Annotated in this window: 16 protein-coding genes; 7 read left to right on the top strand and 9 right to left on the bottom strand. The window is 45.8% G+C overall.

Going from position 1 to position 20925, the window contains the following annotated elements:
- Positions 1-6: 6 nt before the first annotated feature.
- From mutT to L4D05_RS01120, 7 genes are all read left to right on the top strand, one after another.
- Complete coding sequence (mutT, locus tag L4D05_RS01090) at positions 7-405, top strand: 8-oxo-dGTP diphosphatase MutT (protein WP_428792789.1); 399 nt, start codon at positions 7-9, stop codon at positions 403-405.
- 73 nt (positions 406-478) lie between these two features.
- Positions 479-1288: a 4-hydroxy-tetrahydrodipicolinate reductase gene (dapB, locus tag L4D05_RS01095; protein WP_428792790.1), complete on the top strand. Its 810-nt coding sequence runs from the start codon at positions 479-481 to the stop codon at positions 1286-1288.
- 549 nt (positions 1289-1837) lie between these two features.
- The gene (gene carA / locus L4D05_RS01100) at positions 1838-2977 is read left to right on the top strand and encodes a glutamine-hydrolyzing carbamoyl-phosphate synthase small subunit (RefSeq protein WP_428792791.1); all 1140 of its coding nucleotides are present in this window, start codon (positions 1838-1840) and stop codon (positions 2975-2977) included.
- 16 nt (positions 2978-2993) lie between these two features.
- Positions 2994-6221, top strand: a complete 3228-nt coding sequence (carB, locus tag L4D05_RS01105; RefSeq protein WP_428792792.1) for a carbamoyl-phosphate synthase large subunit — start codon at positions 2994-2996, stop codon at positions 6219-6221.
- A 160-nt stretch (positions 6222-6381) separates the two neighbouring features.
- Positions 6382-6879, top strand: coding sequence for a porin family protein (locus L4D05_RS01110; RefSeq protein ID WP_428750403.1), 498 nt, complete (start codon positions 6382-6384; stop codon positions 6877-6879).
- A 60-nt stretch (positions 6880-6939) separates the two neighbouring features.
- Entirely contained in the window at positions 6940-7473 is a 534-nt protein-coding gene (locus tag L4D05_RS01115; protein ID WP_428792793.1) for a porin family protein, read from the top strand.
- A 98-nt stretch (positions 7474-7571) separates the two neighbouring features.
- Positions 7572-8351 (top strand): TSUP family transporter, encoded by a 780-nt coding sequence (locus tag L4D05_RS01120; protein WP_428792794.1) that lies wholly within the window; start codon positions 7572-7574, stop codon positions 8349-8351.
- Here the strand turns inward: L4D05_RS01120 and L4D05_RS01125 are convergent.
- From L4D05_RS01125 to gltB, 9 genes are all read right to left on the bottom strand, one after another.
- Positions 8281-9147 (bottom strand): LysR family transcriptional regulator, encoded by an 867-nt coding sequence (locus L4D05_RS01125; RefSeq protein WP_265673684.1) that lies wholly within the window; start codon positions 9145-9147, stop codon positions 8281-8283. The two genes, L4D05_RS01120 and L4D05_RS01125, sit on opposite strands and share 71 nt — an antisense overlap.
- A gap of 36 nt (positions 9148-9183) precedes the next feature.
- Entirely contained in the window at positions 9184-10662 is a 1479-nt protein-coding gene (modF, locus tag L4D05_RS01130) for a molybdate ABC transporter ATP-binding protein ModF (RefSeq protein WP_428792795.1), read from the bottom strand.
- A 147-nt stretch (positions 10663-10809) separates the two neighbouring features.
- Entirely contained in the window at positions 10810-11427 is a 618-nt protein-coding gene (locus tag L4D05_RS01135; protein WP_428750408.1) for a TRIC cation channel family protein, read from the bottom strand.
- Positions 11428-11525: 98 nt separating this feature from the next.
- Positions 11526-12320: a vitamin B12 ABC transporter substrate-binding protein BtuF gene (btuF, locus tag L4D05_RS01140; protein WP_428793114.1), complete on the bottom strand. Its 795-nt coding sequence runs from the start codon at positions 12318-12320 to the stop codon at positions 11526-11528.
- A gap of 30 nt (positions 12321-12350) precedes the next feature.
- On the bottom strand, positions 12351-13304 hold the full coding sequence (locus tag L4D05_RS01145; RefSeq protein WP_428792796.1) for a cobalamin biosynthesis family protein: 954 nt from the start codon (positions 13302-13304) through the stop codon (positions 12351-12353).
- A gap of 95 nt (positions 13305-13399) precedes the next feature.
- Complete coding sequence (mtnN, locus tag L4D05_RS01150) at positions 13400-14095, bottom strand: 5'-methylthioadenosine/S-adenosylhomocysteine nucleosidase (protein ID WP_428750410.1); 696 nt, start codon at positions 14093-14095, stop codon at positions 13400-13402.
- A gap of 108 nt (positions 14096-14203) precedes the next feature.
- Complete coding sequence (locus tag L4D05_RS01155; protein WP_428792797.1) at positions 14204-14638, bottom strand: DUF1499 domain-containing protein; 435 nt, start codon at positions 14636-14638, stop codon at positions 14204-14206.
- 141 nt (positions 14639-14779) lie between these two features.
- Positions 14780-16192 carry an FAD-dependent oxidoreductase gene (locus L4D05_RS01160; protein ID WP_428792798.1) on the bottom strand — a complete coding sequence of 471 codons (1413 nt, stop codon included), beginning with the start codon at positions 16190-16192 and terminating at the stop codon, positions 14780-14782.
- 18 nt (positions 16193-16210) lie between these two features.
- Entirely contained in the window at positions 16211-20674 is a 4464-nt protein-coding gene (gltB, locus tag L4D05_RS01165; RefSeq protein ID WP_428792799.1) for a glutamate synthase large subunit, read from the bottom strand.
- Positions 20675-20925 lie beyond the last annotated feature (251 nt).

Genomic DNA, 20925 nt, shown 5'->3' on the forward strand with positions numbered 1-20925 from the left:
TTTACAATGAAACGGGTACATATTGTCGCTGCTATTATATTTAACGCTGACAAATCACAAATCTACATTACTAAGCGTCCCGACAAAGCACATCAAGGTGGGCTGTGGGAATTTCCCGGCGGTAAAGTTGAAATTGATGAGAAGGCAGAAGATGCGCTAAAGCGTGAGCTTTATGAAGAGATTGATATTGAAGTGACAGAGCTTGCGTTATTTGAGCACCTGCTTCATGACTATACCGATAAATCTCTAGCGTTCGATTTTTTTGAAGTGACCGCATTTAATCGCCAGCCTTATGGGAAGGAAGGACAGCAAGGAGCTTGGGTTAGCATCGCAGCCCTTGCCGATCACGCTTTCCCTGAAGCTAACGTACCAATATTGAATAAAGTCATCGAAAAATACCGCTAAGCAGGATTAGCCTATAGCGAGTAGAAATACTTTGCGTTACATTGGTAGCAAATAATCAACGGAGAATGACGCAATGGTTAGAATTGCGATTGCAGGAGCAGCGGGCCGTATGGGTCGCAACTTAGTAAAAGCAACGTTTCATAATGAAGAGGCGACAGTGGGTGCTGGTTCAGAGCGACCTGAATCATCACTGGTTGGTGTTGATGTTGGTGAGCTGTGTGGTGAAGGGCGCTTTGATGTCGCGCTCGTCGATGACTTAGTCAAGTCTATCGATCAGTTTGATGTCATTATCGACTTTACGGCACCGAAAAGTACCCTGACAAATCTAGCGTTGTGCCAGCAGCATGGCAAAAAAATGATTATCGGTACCACAGGGTTCTCTGATGAAGAGAAACTGCAAATTGATGAGGCTGCGAAAGTGGTCCCTTTAGTGATGGCACCAAATTATAGTGTGGGTGTAAACCTCGTTTTCAAATTGCTTGAAAAGGCAGCGAAGGTGATGGGCGACTATTGTGATATCGAGATTGTAGAAGCTCACCACCGCCATAAAGTCGACGCCCCTTCTGGAACGGCTATTGGCATGGGTGAAGCGATTGCTGGCGCGATGGGCAACGAGTTAAATGACGTTGCTGTTTATGCTCGTGAAGGGATTACTGGTGAGCGTAGTCGAGATGAAATTGGCTTTGCCACGATTCGAGCGGGTGACATCATTGGCGAGCATACCGCAATGTTTGCTGATATCGGTGAGCGAGTTGAGATCACGCATAAGGCGACAGACAGGATGACCTTTGCTAACGGTGCTGTGAGAGCAGCAGTTTGGTTAGATGATAAACCTGCGGGACTTTACACTATGACCGAAGTATTGGGATTAGACCAAATTTAAATGGAAAAGCACTTCAGAATGAAGTGCTTTTTTTTCGTTAAAATAGGCGATATAAGAGAGCACCATACTACATACTTATGCTCAGATGCTGGGCTGGCGTTATGTAGGGTTATTTTGAATTAGAAAAATGTGTGATGAGTAAAAGTTGCTCATTATTTGGTGTTTTTAGTGCTATTAATGGCGGCTTGATTTGTATTTTCTGGCTTTTGGGTTGTTTTTGTAAGTTAACCCTACTTGGTTAACGTTTGCTTTCCCATATGTGAAATTATGATAACTCAGATAAGAGAATGTGCTCTGTAAAATAAATGCAATTCGCTAACTGATTGAATTTCGATCTTAAAATGTGTTTTTTTGAGGCTTTAGAGTGAAAACGTGCTCAGAGGCAATAAAAGTTAGCTTATTTTTTATCTTGTTGTTGACACTCGTCACAGTGCTAATTAGAATACCGCCAATTTGTCTGTACTACCTCATGCTGCTTTTACGCCGTGTGTTGGGTGTCAGCATTGATATTTTATTTATATTTTCTGCATCTTTATTCTGGAGGTTATCTTGAGTAAACCAGCACTGTTAGTCCTAGAAGATGGGACTGTGTTCCACGGTATTTCCATTGGAGCAGACGGGTTGTCCGTTGGTGAAGTTGTTTTTAATACCTCGATGACGGGGTACCAAGAAATCCTCACTGATCCTTCCTATTCTCAGCAAATCGTTACTCTTACTTACCCTCACATTGGCAATACCGGAACCAATTCCGAAGATGAAGAATCTTCTTCAATCCACGCTCAAGGCCTTGTGATTCGCGATCTTCCTCTTATCGCTTCTAACTTCCGTAATGAACAATCTCTTTCTGATTATCTAAAATCGCAAAATATTGTGGGTATCGCAGATATCGATACACGTAAGCTGACACGTATTTTACGTGAGAAAGGTGCTCAAAACGGTTGTGTTGTTGCGGGTCACAATATTGATGAAGCGTTAGCGCTGGCTAAAGCAAAAGAATTCCCAGGCCTAAAAGGTATGGATCTTGCGAAAGAAGTTACGACAAAAGAAGCGTATCAGTGGAAACAAGGTTCGTGGACGCTCACGGGTGGACTTCCTGAGGCGAAAGCAGACAGTGAATTGCCATTCCACGTTGTTGCTTATGACTTCGGTGCAAAAAGAAACATCCTGCGCATGCTGGTTGACCGCGGCTGCCGCTTAACCGTTGTCCCTGCGCAAACGTCTGCAGAAGAGGTGCTTGCACTTAACCCTGACGGCGTGTTCCTTTCAAATGGCCCTGGTGATCCGGAACCATGTACTTACGCTATCGAAGCGACAAAAGTGTTCTTAGAGAAAGGCTTACCAATCTTTGGTATCTGTTTAGGTCACCAAATCCTAGCTTTAGCATCTGGTGCTAAGACAGTGAAGATGAAGTTTGGTCACCATGGTGCTAACCACCCAGTAAAAGATTTAGAGCGTGATGTTGTGATGATTACGTCACAAAACCATGGCTTTGCTGCTGATGAAGCGACACTTCCTGAGAATCTACGAGCGACGCATAAGTCACTGTTTGACGGTTCTCTACAAGGTATCCACCGCACTGATAAGCCAGCATTTAGCTTCCAGGGACACCCTGAAGCAAGCCCAGGTCCTGAAGACGCAGCGCCGTTATTCGACCACTTCATTGAACTAATTAAACAGCACAACGCTTAATCCGGAGTAGTAGAGAATGCCAAAACGTACTGACATTAAAAGTATTCTAATTTTAGGTGCTGGCCCGATCGTTATCGGCCAAGCATGTGAGTTTGATTACTCTGGTGCGCAAGCTTGTAAAGCGCTTCGTGAAGAAGGTTACCGAGTTATTCTTGTTAACTCGAATCCAGCAACAATCATGACTGACCCAGATATGGCCGATGCAACCTACATCGAACCTATCCAGTGGGAAGTAGTTCGCAACATCATTGCGAAAGAAAAGCCAGATGCGGTTCTCCCTACAATGGGTGGTCAAACAGCACTTAACTGTGCTTTAGACCTAGAGAAGCACGGCGTTCTTGCTGAGTTCGGCGTAGAAATGATTGGTGCAACGGCTGACGCGATTGATAAAGCAGAAGACCGTTCACGCTTTGATAAAGCAATGAAGTCGATTGGCCTTGAGTGTCCGACAGCAGATACAGCGAAAACGATGGAAGAAGCTTACAAAGTTTTAGACATGGTTGGCTTCCCTTGTATCATTCGTCCATCATTCACTATGGGTGGTACGGGCGGCGGTATCGCGTATAACAAAGAAGAATTTGAAGAAATCTGTCGTCGTGGCTTGGACCTATCTCCAACTAACGAGCTTCTTATCGATGAATCACTTATCGGTTGGAAAGAATACGAGATGGAAGTGGTTCGTGACAAAAACGACAACTGCATCATCGTATGTGCGATTGAAAACTTCGACCCAATGGGTATTCACACTGGTGACTCAATCACAGTGGCTCCAGCTCAAACGCTGACAGACAAAGAATACCAACTCATGCGTAACGCATCTCTTGCAGTACTGCGTGAGATCGGTGTTGAAACTGGTGGTTCAAACGTACAGTTTGGTATCAACCCGAAAGATGGCCGTATGGTTATCATCGAGATGAACCCACGTGTATCTCGCTCTTCTGCTCTGGCATCTAAAGCAACGGGTTTCCCAATCGCTAAGATTGCCGCGAAACTGGCGGTAGGCTTCACGCTAGACGAACTCATGAATGACATCACTGGCGGCGCAACGCCAGCATCATTTGAACCAACAATCGACTACGTAGTGACTAAGATTCCTCGTTTTAACTTCGAGAAATTTGCCGGTGCTAACGATCGTCTAACGACACAAATGAAGTCTGTTGGTGAAGTTATGGCTATTGGCCGTAACCAACAAGAATCGCTACAAAAAGCACTGCGTGGCCTAGAGGTAGGCGCGACAGGTTTTGATGAAATGGTTGACCTAGATGCGCCTGACGCACTAACAACGATTCGTCATGAGCTTAAAGAAGCAGGCGCAGATCGTATTTGGTACATTGCAGATGCATTCCGTGCTGGTATGTCGGTAGATGGCGTATTCAACCTAACGCAAATTGACCGTTGGTTCCTAGTTCAAATCGAAGACATTGTTAAGCTAGAGCAAGAAGTTAAAGCTGCTGGTTTTGCTGGCCTTAATAAAGACGTACTTAACAAGCTTAAACGTAAAGGCTTTGCTGATGCTCGCCTATCTAAGATTTTAGGTGTAGCAGAAAGCGAAATCCGTCGTCTACGTGACCAATACGATATCCACCCAGTATACAAGCGCGTAGATACGTGTGCGGCTGAGTTCTCTTCAGATACCGCTTACATGTACTCATCTTATGATGACGAGTGTGAAGCGAACCCAACAGATAAAGACAAGATCATGATCTTGGGTGGCGGTCCAAACCGTATCGGTCAAGGTATTGAATTTGACTACTGTTGTGTACACGCATCACTAGCACTACGTGAAGATGGCTACGAAACTATCATGGTTAACTGTAACCCTGAGACAGTTTCGACGGATTACGATACGTCAGACCGCCTTTACTTCGAACCCGTCACTTTGGAAGATGTACTAGCAATCGCTCGTGTTGAGAAACCAAAAGGCGTTATCGTTCAGTACGGTGGTCAAACACCACTTAAACTGGCTCGTGCTCTTGAAGCGGCTGGCGTACCAATCATTGGTACTAGCCCTGACGCAATCGACCGTGCAGAAGACCGTGAGCGTTTCCAAGTGGCTGTAGACCGTCTAGGTCTGCTTCAGCCAGAGAACGCGACAGTGACTACCATGGAGCAAGCGGTAGAGAAATCTCGCGAAATCGGCTTCCCATTGGTTGTACGTCCTTCTTACGTACTTGGTGGTCGTGCGATGGAAATCGTATACGACGAGCAAGACTTACGTCGTTACTTCAACGAAGCTGTTAGCGTATCAAACGAATCGCCAGTACTACTAGATAGCTTCTTAGACGATGCTGTTGAAGTTGACGTAGATGCGATTTGTGATGGTGAGCGTGTGGTTATCGGCGGTATCATGGAGCACATCGAGCAAGCGGGTGTTCACTCAGGTGACTCAGCATGTTCTCTTCCTGCATACACGCTAAGCCAAGAAATCCAAGACGTCATGCGTGAGCAAGTTGAAAAGCTAGCATTTGAGCTGGGTGTTCGTGGTCTGATGAACACGCAATTCGCTGTTAAGAACAATGAAGTGTACCTCATCGAGGTTAACCCTCGTGCGGCACGTACGGTTCCATTCGTATCTAAAGCGACTGGCGCGCCAATCGCTAAGATTGCCGCACGTGTTATGGCTGGTCAATCTCTAGAGTCTCAAGGCTTTACTAAAGAGATCATTCCACCATACTACTCAGTGAAAGAAGTGGTGCTTCCATTCAACAAGTTCCCTGGTGTTGACCCACTATTAGGCCCAGAAATGCGCTCTACTGGTGAAGTTATGGGTGTTGGTGCAACATTTGCTGAAGCTTACTCAAAAGCTGAATTAGGTTGTGGTCACATTTACCCTGAGGGTGGTCGTGCACTGCTTTCTGTTCGTGAAGGTGATAAGGAGCGCGTCGTTGACCTTGCTTCTAAGCTAACGAAACTAGGTTACCAGTTGGATGCGACTCACGGTACGGCAGTGATTCTGGGCGAAGCGGGTATCAACCCACGTCTAGTGAACAAAGTGCATGAAGGTCGTCCTCACATTCTTGACCGTATCAAGAACAATGAGTACACCTACATTGTGAACACGGCTGCTGGTCGTCAAGCGATTGAAGATTCTAAAGTTCTTCGTCGTGGTGCTTTGGCTGAGAAAGTGAACTACACCACCACGCTAAATGCAGCGTTTGCAACGTGTATGGCTCACACCGCTGATGCAAAAACATCAGTGACGTCAGTTCAAGAACTGCACGCACAAGTTAACGCGGCAAAATAAAAACTAATAGGTTGGCTTTGCGCCTGCCTTTTAGACAGTCTTATCGCCCGCTCATTCGAGCGGGCTTTTTTGTGTAGGACCCTCTATACAGAGAGTGTTTTTCAATCAATTCTTCTTGGCGCTATATTCCTATTCTCAATAAAAATATAGGAAAATAGCAGTGAAAATTAAATGCGCTATGGGCGTTCTCTTGACGGCCACAACACTATCACTTCCGGCCATCGCCGATGATGGTTTTTACCTCGGTAGCATGTTTAGTACGGTGCAAGTTGCAAGTGACGCGGTCAAATTACCAGGCTTTAATGTCAGCAATTTTGGACTTCAGGCAGGGTATTCGTTTACTGAACACTTTGCTTTAGAGGGAAGGTATCTTTATGCCCTTAACCGTACAGGGTCATTACCTCAACACCAGTCCCAAGTTTACGCCAAAGCAAGCTATCCACTAAACGACACTTTTTCTATTTATGCTTTAGCTGGTATCAACATTACCAATCAAGACTCGGCTAGCAGTAAAACCAAGAGTTATTTTTCAGGTGGAGCCGGTGTGTCATATACCTTCACTGATAAGATCAAAGGATCGTTGGAATATGTATCTTTGGCGCAAAACAAAATCTATAAAGGTAATGCGGTCAATGTTGGTCTTAGTTACTACTTTTAACTTTTTGAATTTTTTGAGGCTTTAATAATGATGAATGTTAAATGGACTAAAGTAGTGTTCATGCTGTCTTTTTTGGTCAGCTCCTATTCCTTTTCTGGACCTTATATCGGGGTAAACTTAGGCTCTACTAAATATGAAATGAACCATGCATACAAAGTAGATAACATGGATAAAACCTACGGCACATCAGGTTCCTATTCTGCTGTGGGAATAAAGCTAGGCTACGAGTTTAATCCCTATCTTTCTTTCGAGGGGCGTTATACCAACAACAATTCGCTTAATACATACCATGTTCCTAAGCATCAGTTTGGGCTGTTAGCTAAGATATCGCTGCCCGTCAGTGAAAGGGTTGCGCTTTATGGTTTAGCTGGTACCAGTGTGTTCGATGCTCCAATTTATAACAGTTCGAGACCGTCTAATGGGACCGATGTCTTTCCCCATACTCATAAGGTACAGACGACCCTAGCATTAGGTGGCGGAGTAGAGTTTCGCCATTCTGAGAACGTTGCCTTTAATATGGAATACGTAAATTATGCCCATAAAGACGCATATAAGTTTGGCGGCGTAAATATCGGGTTGAACTATTACTTTTAACCAACTCCAAATAGGAATAGGTCAATATCCATCGTTTCGCTAGTGTTGATGTTTTTAGCAAGTAAAATGACGGAATGTTTTCGCTTTGACTCAGAATCATGGAAGTTACTATAGAAATTCTCGGACTGTTATTTCTCGTTGCAGGGATAGCTGGTTTTATTGACGCGATGGCTGGAGGAGGAGGGTTACTTACGCTCCCCGCCCTGCTTGCTGTAGGGGTGCCCCCAACCCAAGCGCTAGCGACCAATAAACTGCAAAGCTCATTTGGGAGCTTTTCTGCAACGTGGTATTTCGTTCGAAACGGCATTGTTGATATTAAAGAAATGCGCTTAGCGATTGCGTGTACTTTTATTGGCTCAGCGGTGGGGGCTGAGCTGGTTCAACATATTGATGCTGGTATATTGACGAGTCTTATTCCAGTCTTACTACTGGGTATTTCCTTATACTTTTTGCTGGCGCCTCAAGCTGGAGAGGGTGGGGGGAAGCCAAAGCTATCTGAGACCATGTTTGCTTTTTCTGTTGGAACTGGCGTGGGATTTTACGATGGTTTCTTTGGCCCTGGTACCGGTTCTATTTTTACGATTTGTTTTGTCGCCATTGCCCAACTTTCTATTGTGCATGCCACGGCGCGAACCAAGGTTCTGAACTTTACCTCAAATATAGCCGCATTATTGTTCTTTGTTTTGGCGGGCCTCCCTGTGTGGGAAATCGGTTTAGTGATGGCGATAGGAGGCTTTATTGGCGCTCGTATGGGAGCCAAAATGGTGGTCACAAAGGGCAAGAAGTTCATCCGCCCGTTGGTGGTCATCATGTCAATGGTGATGGCGATAAAACTACTCTTGGAACAGCATCCTCAATGGTTTCAATCACTGTTTTAGCTCGATTATTCTTTAATGCCGTTGGTCGGTAAATCAGGTGTATTGGCCGAGTAAGAGCGGATAAAAAGGCAAAGTCAAAACATAGCGCCTCATCAATATGTAATGTCTTAATAATGGACATCGGTACGAGAGCCGGTCCCGCCCCTTTGATCGCAAGCTGGGCAGCGGCCGTGTACGAATCCATTTGCATGCAAGGAACAATTTGGGATTGCTGCAGTAAGGCGGCTTGGTATGTGTTAGCTGGGTTATTGAGATCGTTGGTGATTAGAGTTTTTGGCGCACAGTTTAAAGGTTGATGACTAACAATTTTAAACGGTTCATCAAATAAGTGAGTCGCGTGTAGTCCTAATTTTGCACTGAGGTGCCCCGCACAGAAGCCAATCATGGCATCACCCGAACGGACATGCTCAACAATTCTTGGAGTGTGATTAGTCGTGATGGTGAGGTATGGGTCTTGAGCCAGTAATGGGCTAATAAACTCGCTAAGGTAGCCAGCAACGAGCGTTTCAGAGCAGTCAATACGAATCAGGGTTTGATCGCTATGTTGCTGCTCTTCTGATATCAATCCTTTCAGTTCATTAACGCTGGTGCCAATGCGCTCAATGAGATCTAACGCATCTGGTGTGAGCTTTATCTGCCTGCCGTCAGGCTCGATGAGCTTTTTTCCTAGACGCTTTTCTAAGTTAGCAATGCGCTTACTCACCGCCGACTGACCGATGTAAAGGCGACTGCCTGTACGGCTCATGGTTTTTTCTTGCGACAAGACTAAGAGTGTTTCAATACCTTCAAGTAGCATGGCTAATAACCGGTGAAAAATTGGAATAGATTAAGCTTACTCTACCATGGTTTTAGCTTGGATTTTATTGGTTGTGATTTTGACGTGGTAACCTGTATCTCCAGTATTAGGAATAAAATCAACAAAGTTCTGGATACTGTCTAGCGTATCTTCGGTGTAATGCGAGACGTATAACAGTTGGCTAAGGTTTTCTTTGGCAATCATGTTGAGCGCGTTCATCACCAATTTTCGACCTAGGTAATCGAGTCCTTGATAGGGCTCATCCAGAATGAGAATGGTGGGTTGTTTTATAATCGCACGGGCAATTAACAGCAGCCGTTGTTGGCTGTATTCAAGCGCCCTAAATGAGCTGTGAGCAAGGTGTGCCATGTGCAGTAAAGTCAGCCATTCTTTTGCGGTATCAATTTGCTTTTTCGTTGGTTTATCGTAGAGCCCAATCGAGTCAAAAAATCCTGAGAGCAACACATCAAGCGCATTGCAACTGACTCGATATTGCAGATGTAGTGAGGATGACACCATCCCAGTATGCTGTTTGATGTCCCACACTGTTTCGCCACTACCACGTTTCATGCCATAAATTTGAATATCGTTGCTGTAACACTGCGGATGGTCGCCAAAAATCAAACCCAGTAAGGTGCTTTTCCCACAACCATTAGGACCTCGGACTTGCCAGTGTTCTCCATGATTGATCTGCCAATTAACATTGGAGAATATCTTTTGGTCAACGTATTCGACACAACCGTTGGTAATTTGAATGAGCGGGTCACTAAATGCAGATGCATGTTGGTGTTTACGGATTAATTCCATCCACTGTTCACTCTGAATCGCGGATTGAGACAGTAATTGGGCGATAACAGGATGGCTGGTCCATTGTTGGTAGCTGAGTTCTTCTTTTAACGTACCGTTTTCAAATAGAGCAATGTGATTCACCCATGTTGGAATTTCATCTTCTCGTGAGGTAATGAGAATGAGTTGTACATGAGCGGAGAGATCGTAAAGGTAGTCGGCGAGTATTTTTCTGTGGGCATGATCGAGACCAACAAAAGGCTCATCCAGAATCAGTACCTGTGGTGAAGAAGAAAGAGCACGAGCTAACATCACGCGGCGAGTCTCACCAGTTGAAAGCTGTTTGAAGCCGCGGTCCTTTAAGTGCAGTAAGTCTAACTCCTGTAGTAGCTGTTCTATGATCACAGGGTTGTCGCAATGTTCAGAAATAAGCTGCATCACACTACGGCCATGATCGATTCTGTCTAAGAAGTCAGTGTCATCGTTGGCATGTTCTAATTCGAGCAGTCGTTGTTGTTCGGCAAGTGACACCTGAGCAATGTGGCAGTGGTTGGTATCGACATTACCCGTATCAGGCTCGATTTCTTGACAGAGTAGATCTCCAATCACGGACCCAACATTACCTTGGGTCTCGAAGACACCCCAGTGCTCTTTATGCTGAAGTTGCCAAAAAGGAATACATAGCTTTTGAGATTGATTGAATTGAACTTGATTGAACGTGATCGCCATGAGATCTCCTTATCTCGAATAAATCCATCATCCCGCATTACTTGAATAAAAAACGGTCAGGTATTCAACATACTAGAGCAATAAGGAAAATTGAAGAGTGAATGTCAGAGAATGGCGCAACTCTGACATTCATGTTGTGAAATATCGTTATTTATCGAGTGCAAACGTAGGTAGGGAGAGCTGCCAGCGAATAGCACCAAGCCGAATAATTAGCGTAGTGACCACACAGCTTAGAAAAGCACTTTCCGGCGTCGCGCCGAACATTAATGTCGTGGTGTAAAAAGCCCCACCGATAATACAGGCGGTCGCGTAAACTTCTCGGCGTAAAATCATCGGGATTTCTCGTGCGAGGACATCTCGAATAATGCCGCCGCCACAGCCTGTTATCACGCCCATAATAATAGCGACCAAGGCGGAATCTTGATAATTAAGCGCTTTTTCTACACCGATGCCAACAAAGACAGCTAGTCCGATAGCATCGGAGACAGGTAGTACCCACCATGGCAATCTACGGGGGTGTCTGATTAACATCATGGTGAGTAAACAGGTAACGATGATGACCCATAAATAGGTGGTGTCGGTGATCCAGAATACTGGCGTCGCGCCTAGCGCCATATCTCTTATGGTGCCACCACCAATCGCGGTGACACTGCCTAATACCATAACGCCAAAGGGATCCATCCTTAGTCTTCCTGCGAGAATCACCCCTGATATCGCAAATACCATTGTGCCGAATAAATCGACTAAATAGAGCATGGAGTCCACGTTATATACTCATTGAAAAATGTCTTATTAAAAGTGCGGCAATTTTACGGTAATTATAGACGCTTCGCACCTGATCTTGTCATGGTGCGAGTGAATTCTCACTGAGACTGCCTAACCGTATCGAAATGTTGGCAAACTTGTTCTATTGCCAACAAAGTACGTGGTGTTGGTCGGTTTAACCAATCAGACGTTAGTGTCCACATATGCTTCTTCTCAACGGCAGGGAGTTCGGCAGACCACTTCTGCCACATGCCGCCATTTTTAATAGCATGCTCTGAAGTGAAAATAGCGTCCGGTTGGCGAACAATAATTTGCTCAGGGCTGACCTGAGGGTAGGGTGCTTTGCTGTTGGCAAAAATGTTTTCACCACCACAAAAGCGAAAGACCTCACTTGGCCAGCTACCTTGTGCCAACGTGATAATGGGTTTTTCACTCAGTTGATAAAAATAACGAACGGGTTTATCCGTCTGTGAGGTTGATTTTAGCGAGTCTAATCGTTGTCGAAAATCGGCTGCGGCTCTTTGACCGATAGTAGGGTCATTAGCATAAGCACTGAGAGCCTCGATATTATCGGCGATATCCTCAAGCTTGTTGGTTTTTGAATAGACAAGGTTAAAACCTAGCTGACGGAGTTTATCTAACTCTCGAGCCGGATTACCTGCAGGCCAAACAAGTATGAGATCAGGTTGTAATGCGACGATGCGTTCTAGCTTAATGCCTTGATAGTTAGCAACTCGCTCGAGTTTTTTGGCCGCGTCCGGATAGTCACTGTATTCACTGGCTGCGATGAGTTGGTCACCTAGGCCTGCTGCATAAGCCAATTCCGTGGCGTGAGGGGCAAGGCTAATCACTCGCTCTGCAACCGCCAGTGCTGGTGAGGAAAGACAGGCCATAATCGTGACCGTCAGAATTCGTTTCATTGACTAAAACCCTTTATGAATAATAAACATGATGGCGCTTTGCAGCATTAACCAAATATAGATACGCCAGGCAATATCTTTTTGTAACACTGCGAGGTGATACGCCGATGGGACTATTTTTCCGCCAATTCGGGCGCGTTGATATTTCGTCGCGTCGTACATTGCTGGCCCACCGAGTGAAAGCCCAAACTTGTTTGCGTACCCACATAACAGCCAATTGGTGGTGGGGTTGTGCCAACTCCGGCTTTGCGTTATAGCCGATGTAATACTTTGGCGTGATGTGCCTATCATGATAAGCAGTGCGAATAGTTTTTGTGGTACGGAATCAAGCAAGGAAAAGGCGGCAAGAGCAGGCTTACCAAAATGTTGATAGTGAGGTTGAGCAGGGCTCCAACTGCGGGCTAATTCCATAGCTAGGCGATAAATGAGCGCGCCGATTCCACCGAATAAGCCATACCAAAACAGTACGCCAATGACGCGTCGAGAGTAGCCTAGTATGAGTGTTTCTGCCGAAGCTTTGCCTAGCCCAATCAGAGATAAAGGCGCAGTGTCTCTATTCACACACGTTTGTAAAGAGGTGCGCACATAGGCTTTATCTTCATTGGATAAGCCGCGGATGAGCTGCTGAGTTAACGTTTCATTGCCACGCCAGTCTAACGCCAACAGTAATAGCGCCAATTGATAAAATTGCGCCTGCCAAGCCAGTGATTGCATGGCGAGTAATACCGCAAACGCAGGCATCACGAACAGTACCCAAGTCAGTAATCCGGAAAGAGTTTGCTGGGAGGTTGTGTTAGTAGGTTGATTGACCTTGTTAGCAATCGCTATCGCCAAGCGTCGCCAGTAGTAAATTGGGTGAGCACTTTGGGGAATGGGGAGTAACAGATGAAAAATAAGTGCACCCCACATCACGAGAAGCGCACCATTGGCATAGAAACTCTCTAGAAAAGAGCTCATTAACGAATCCTTGTTATTCTAATTAACTCGTCCTTGCAGTTTGGTTCTTGTTATCAAATCTTTGTTGACAGCAGAACCCAAGATTAAGCTTGAGCTTATTTGAGCAAGCTGACCATTTTCACAACCATCTCAGATGAGCTTTGTGCTGCTAATGGTAGAAATTCTTCAAAACTCATTGGTGATTCTTTGTCGGCAACATCAGAGATAGCACGAACAACCACGAACGGAGTATTGAATTGATGACAAGTTTGAGCAATAGCTGATGCTTCCATCTCAACCGCAATAACGCCAGGGAAGTTAGCACGGATCGCTGCTTGGCGCTCTGGGCGACAAACAAACTCATCACCAGTGCAAATAAGGCCACGTACCGCGTGCTTGTCTTGCATTTGAGCAAGCGCTTGTTCAGCGATATCCATTAATTTTTTATCAGCAGTAAATGCAGCAGGTTGACCAGCCATTTGACCGATTTCGTAGCCAAATGCTGTGACGTCAGCATCGTGGTGACGAACTTCGGTAGAGATAACCACATCACCTAAGTTGAGAGTTGATTCAAAGCCACCCGCTGAGCCTGTGTTGATAACGACATCAGGTTGGTAGTCACTTAGAAGAACCGTGGTGCCGACAGCTGCTGCCACTTTACCAATGCCGGATTGAAGTAACACAACATCTGCGCCATTGAGTTGACCAGTAAAAAAAGTACAGCCGCCTTTTTTCACTTCGACTAAATTTTCTAGAGCAGATTTAAGGATGGACACTTCTTGTTCCATTGCGCCAATTACGCCGATTTTCATAGAGATTCTCTCAAGTTGGTAAAGGTGTTCGGCGTGCAGTATAGCAATAGTCTTGGTTGACCCCAACTATCTTCTCTCACCCTAGCTCTCTTCTCTGATCTCTTACAATTAAGGCTTTATGATGAGGCCTGTTTCGATGAGTTTTGCTCTAAATGCTTCGACTCGCTTTCTATTCACCTTGAAATCATAATAGCCAATACGGGCTTCTGAGCGTACCAGTAGTTTTCCATCTTCGATCTTCAGTTCCATATCATCCACATAGCGAAAGACTTTAGATTTGTACTCTATGCGTAAGTAGTTGCCTTCTTTCGCGGCAACGCTTGAACGAGGAAAGCTTAAAGCAACGGTTTCTATCTGGTTGATGTTTGCGCCGTCTGTGAGTTCAAATGGTGCAATATTAAAGTCTTCGCGATTATCTTGAGTGGATACACAGCGGGGGCTATCGCCACACGGTAAGTGAGTTCGGTCGGTCATAGTTGTCGTTCCTGCACCGCATGCGGTGAGTAATAAAAGAGAAAAGGTGCCAATGGTGATTTTGTTCATGAACCCTCCTTGCAATGCGCTGGAATGAGAGGTGAGGTTATGGTTTATGAGTACTTAAGCTTATCGATATGAGTACCGCCGCGTTTATCACTCCCTTTGAACTAACAAAGGGAGTGATTGGAGTGAGTATCCACACAATTTTTAGATGTCTAAGAAGTCTAGTATACCTTCAGCGCCTTTACGTCCTTCATCAATAGCGGTGACGACTAAATCAGAACCTCTCACGGCATCACCGCCGGCAAAGATTTTTTTGTTGGTCGTCTGATACATAAACTCTTGCGTCGCTGGTGCTTTAATTCGCCCCCATTGATCCAGCTCGACACCAAACGGTTCTAACCATGTCATTTGATGAGGCTGAAAGCCAAACGCCATAATAACAGCGTCGGCGGCTAACACATGTTCGCTGCCTTCAACTGGCTCTGGTCGACGTCTTCCTGCCTCATCCGGTTCACCAAGCGCTGTTTTAACCACTTTGACGCCGCAGGTATTGCCGTTGCTGTCGAGTTCAATGCCAAGAGGTTGCAAGTTGAACATAAAATTAACGCCTTCTTCTTTGGCGTTTTTTACTTCACGTCGAGAGCCTGGCATATTCACTTCATCACGGCGGTAGGCACACACCACGTTATTGGCACCTTGGCGAATAGAGGTTCGCACACAGTCCATCGCAGTATCGCCACCACCTAATACCACCACATTTTTTCCCGCCATGTCTAAAAATGGTTGAGTATCGGCAAGTTCCATGACCTTGTAAGTGTTGGATATCAGAAAGGGCAGCGCGTCATAGACGCCGGGGGCATCCTCATTCTCTAACCCTGCTCGCATGTTTTTATACGTACCAACGCCCAAAAAGACGGCATCATAGTCGTTGACCAAATCTGACATTTTGACGTCTTTACCCACTTCAGTATTGAGTTGGAATTCGACTCCCATATCGCTAAAAATTTGTCGGCGGTTGGTCATGACGTCTTTCTCTAACTTGAAGGATGGGATCCCAAAGGTCAGTAGCCCGCCAATTTCAGGGTAGCGGTCAAAAACAACGGGCTTGACGCCATTACGAACTAATACATCTGCAGCGGCTAGACCTGCCGGTCCTGCGCCAATGATCGCCACCTTTTTATCTGTCCATTCAACGTGAGAAATGTCTGGTTTCCAACCCATTTCAAACGCCTTGTCGGTTATGTATTTTTCGACATTACCAATGGTGACCGCGCCAAAGTCATCATTTAGCGTGCAGGCCCCTTCGCAAAGCCTATCTTGTGGGCACACTCTACCGCACACTTCAGGTAGGCTGTTGGTTTGATGAGAGAGCTCTACCGCTTCAATAATGCGCCCCTCATTGGCGAGTTTTAACCACTGTGGGATATAATTGTGGACTGGGCATTTCCATTCACAATAGGGGTTGCCACAGTCTAGACAGCGGTCAGCTTGTGCAGTGGCTTGCTGCTTGGTAAAGGGTTCGTAGATTTCGACAAATTCAATTTTACGAATCTTTATCGGTTTTTTGGCCGGGTCTACACGATTGACGTCGATAAATTGATAGACGTTCTGGCTCATAATTTTCGCTCCTTGCAATTATTGGGCTTGAACGCGCAGTTCGGCAGCGCTTCGGCTTTGATGACCTAAAAGCGTACGTAAATCAGCAGCTTTTGGCTTAACTAAGTAGAATTTCGGAATCCATTCATCAAAATTCGCTAGGATATTTTCAGCGTGTACCGATCCGGTTTCTTCAAGGTGTTCTGCAATTAAACCTCTTAAATGCTCTTGGTGAATGTAAAGGTCAGATAGAGCAAGGGCTTCAACGGACTCTTCGTTGACGCGACCATTGAAGTCTTCATTGGCGTCAAGGACATAAGCAAATCCTCCTGTCATACCCGCGCCAAAGTTAACGCCTGTTGCACCTAAGATAGCGACAATTCCTCCCGTCATGTATTCACAGGCATTATCGCCAGCGCCTTCAATCACCGTGATGGTGCCAGAGTTACGAACACCAAAGCGCTCTCCCGCTGTGCCTGCCGCAAACAGTTTTCCGCCAGTGGCGCCATAAAGGCAGGTGTTACCAATGATAGTGGCTTCGTTACAGATAAAGGTGGTGCCGACATGAGGCTTAATGACAATCTTTCCGCCCGCCATACCTTTGCCTACATAATCATTAGCATCACCAGTTAGAGTGATATCCACCCCGCCTGCATTCCAAACGCCGAGAGACTGGCCCGCTGTTCCGTCAAGGTGTAACTGAATGGGAGAGCTTGCCATGCCTTGATTGCCATAGCGCTTGGCTATTTCACCCGATAAGCGTGCTCCGAGGGAGCGATCAGTGTTTCGTACGTTGTAATACAAGCTGGTGGATTGTTTCTCTTCCACTGCTGTGCGCGCATCTTCCACAATTTGACTGTTGAGTTCGGCCTTATCAAATGGGTTGTTGGGTTGGGTCCAGTACAAAGGGAAATTCTGTGCTGATATCGGGGTTTCCAAGATTGGCGATAAATCCAGTTTACTTTGTTTTGCTGTTAACCCTTCAACCGCTTGTAATAGATCCGTACGCCCAATGAGGTCGGTTAGCTTTTCTACACCCAACTGGGCAAGGAGCAAGCGTACCTCGTCGGCTAAGCCGATAAAGTAGTTGACCACCATCTCTGGCAGCCCTTTAAAGTACTCTTTTCGCAAGGTTTCGTCTTGAGTTGCCACCCCTGTGGCGCAGTTATTTAAGTGGCAAATTCTTAAGAACTTACAGCCCATTGCGACCATTGGAGCCGTACCAAAGCCAAAGCTTTCTGCGCCTAAAATAGCCGCCTTAACCACATCAAGACCTGTCTTTAATCCGCCATCAACTTGTAGACGAATCTTATGACGCAAACTATTAGCGACTAAGGCTTGTTGAGTTTCCGCAAGCCCTAACTCCCAAGGACAACCTGCATATTTAACGGACGTTAGAGGGCTCGCAGCTGTGCCACCATCATAGCCTGAAATAGTAATTAGATCGGCGTAGGCTTTGGCAACGCCTGTCGCGATAGTACCCACTCCTGGCTCGGACACCAGCTTCACCGAGACTAAGGCATTCGGGTTAACTTGCTTGAGATCGAAAATCAGTTGGGCAAGATCTTCTATGGAGTAAATATCATGATGAGGAGGGGGAGAAATTAACGTCACGCCTTGAACGGAGTAGCGCAGCTTCGCGATCTCAGCGGTGACTTTGTGGCCTGGTAGTTGCCCGCCTTCTCCCGGTTTTGCTCCTTGCGCGACTTTGATTTGTAGAACGTCGGCATTACTCAAATAGTGCGGAGTCACGCCAAATCGACCTGAAGCAATTTGCTTGATTCGTGAATTTCGGTTGGTGCCAAATCGTCTTGGATCCTCACCACCTTCACCAGAGTTTGAATAACCACCGAGCTGATTCATGGCCATCGCGAGTGCTTCATGGGCTTCAGGGCTTAGCGCACCAATAGACATGGCAGCAGAATCAAAGCGTTTGAATAAGTCGCTGGCAGGCTCAACTTGCGATAAGGAAAGCGGAGACGCAGACGTTTTCAAGGTCATGAGATCGCGTAACATGGCGACGGGGCGAGTATTCACTTGTGTCGCAAAAGACTGATAATCTTGGGTATCACCGGTTTTCACTGCTTGTTGTAGGGTGCCAACCACGTCAGGGTTATAGGCATGATACTCCCCGCCATGAACATATTTTAATAAACCACCGTGCTCAGTTGGCTTACGTTTTGTCCAAGCTTTGCGTGATAAGTTGAAAATATCTTGCTGAAAATCCTCAAAGCTCGCACCTTGAATTCGAGCCGTCACGCCTTTGAAGCAAAGCTCAACGACGTCGTCATGGAGTCCGACTGCTTCGAACAGTTGTGAGCATCGATATGAGGCAATCGTTGAAATCCCCATTTTCGACATGATCTTATACAGGCCTTTATTAATGCCGTTTTGATAGTTTTGCATGGCAACGCGATAGCTTTTATCGAGTACGCCATCTTCTACCATTTTACCAAGTGTTTCATAGGCGAGATAAGGGTAGACGGCTGTTGCCCCAAAACCGAGTAAGACAGCAAATTGATGAGGGTCTCGTGCGGTTGCCGTTTCAACTAGTATGTTGGTATCACAACGCACGTTAGCGTCAATCAGGCGGGTTTGAACTGCCCCTACCGCCATTGCAGCAGGAATAGGTAAGTGACCTTGTTTCAGAGCGCGATCGGAAAGTACCAATAGTACCGTCCCAGCCTTAACCACTTTTTCAGCTTGCTCACATAAATCGATAATAGCTTGCTTAAGATCTTTCTGTTGTGGGTCAAAGTTGATATCAAGTATGGTGTGGCGATAGTGATCTTCACTAAGGTTTAGCAGTTGCTGCATGTCTGAATAAAGCAGAACTGGTGAGTTAAATGCCACACGGTAGGCGTGTCCGTCGGTCTCGCAAAAGACATTCATTTCTTGTCCTACGCTAGTCGCCAGTGACATGACGTGTTTTTCACGTAGTGGATCGATTGGTGGGTTGGTGACTTGAGCGAATTTTTGCCTGAAATAGTCAGTAATAAGGCGCTCTTTAGAAGACAGCACAGCCATAGGGGTATCATCACCCATGGAGCCTACTGCTTCTTGACCCATATCGCCTAATACACGTAGTACTTGGTCAGTTTCTTCATTGCTCATAGCAAACTGTTTTTGATAACTACTTAATTGCGTAGCATCGAAACTGCGTTTGCCTACATCATCGTCTGATAATTCCGAAAAAGGGATTAATTTATGGACATTGTTTTCCATCCACTCTCGATAAGGGTGGCGGCTTTTTAGATCGTTATCAATTTCTTTTGAGTGCCATAATTTGCCATCTTGAGTATCGATAACCAATAGTTCTCCGGGCCCAACTCGCCCTTTTTCTGCAACTTCGTCTGGGGCGTAATCCCAAATTCCTACTTCAGAAGCAAGAGTTATAAGGTTGTCTTTCGTGATGACATATCGGGCAGGTCTTAACCCATTTCGGTCAAGGTTGCAGGCGGCGTAGCGCCCATCAGAAAGTACAATACCAGCCGGGCCGTCCCATGGTTCCATGTGCTTGGAGTTAAAGTCGTAAAAAGCGCGCAGATCCGGATCCATATCAGGATGGTTTTGCCATGCAGGTGGTACGAGCATTCGCATCGCTCGGAATATATCCATCCCTCCCGATAAAAACAGATCAAGCATGTTATCTAGGCTTGAAGAGTCTGAACCCGTTTCATTAACAAATGGAGCGGCGGTTTGTAAATCGGGCAATAACGGAGAGGCAAATTTGTAAGCGCGCGCTTTTGCCCACTGCCGATTGCCTTCAATAGTGTTGATTTCACCATTATGAGCGAGGTAACGAAAGGGTTGTGCCAGTGGCCAGCGAGGTTGAGTATTGGTAGAAAATCGCTGATGGAATAAACAGATCGCTGATTCCATTCTAAGATCGGCAAGATCAAGGTAGAAGCGCGGAAGATCCGCAGGCATACAGAGACCTTTGTAGACGATAACTTGTGTGGATAGGCTACAAACATAGAATTCTGGGTCGTCAGTGATCGCTTTCTCAATACGTCTTCTGGCAATGTAAAGGCGACGCTCAACATCTTGCTCACGCCAGCCTGCTGGTGCTGAGATAAAACATTGTACTATGTTAGGTAGTGACTCTGCCGCGATTGGGCCTAATACGTCGGGGTTGACTGGAACCTTGCGCCAGCCTGAAATGGTTAGGGTTTCTTGCGCGAGTTCTTTGGTGATAGTGTCTTTGGTAGCCTGCGCTTTGACAGGATCATTGGATAGAAACAGCATGCCGACAGCGTATTGTTTACTCAGATTCCATTGATTTTCTTGTGCGAGAAGACGAAAGTAAGTGTCTGGCTTTTGCAGTAGTAGACCGCAACCATCGCCTGTTTTTCCATCCGCAGCGATACCACCACGGTGTGTCATGCGATCGAGCGCAGAGATGGCGGTACGAACTAATTTGTGGCTGGGCTGACCTTGCATATGTGCGATAAGGCCAAATCCGCAGTTGTCCTTCTCAAGACTTGGATCATAAAGAGCCATTGCCTTTCTCCCTTTGAGCGTGCTGTCTTCCTGACAGTAAATTGATGCTTTTTAATGATTTTTCTTTTTATAAGAATCAAAAATCCATGAGTTATATTTTTAACAAATAGTGCGAATTTTATTTGCACCAACTTCACAACGTATAGCTTATGGTTGTAAACGTCAAGTATTCAGCATGTCATCATGTAGAACTGAGAAAAACCATGCATTTACCTGAATCGTCAGGTGGTGTTGCAGCGAATATTGAAACA

This window comes from Vibrio nomapromontoriensis, from assembly GCF_050337205.1.
In the GTDB taxonomy this organism is placed as follows: domain Bacteria; phylum Pseudomonadota; class Gammaproteobacteria; order Enterobacterales; family Vibrionaceae; genus Vibrio; species Vibrio nomapromontoriensis.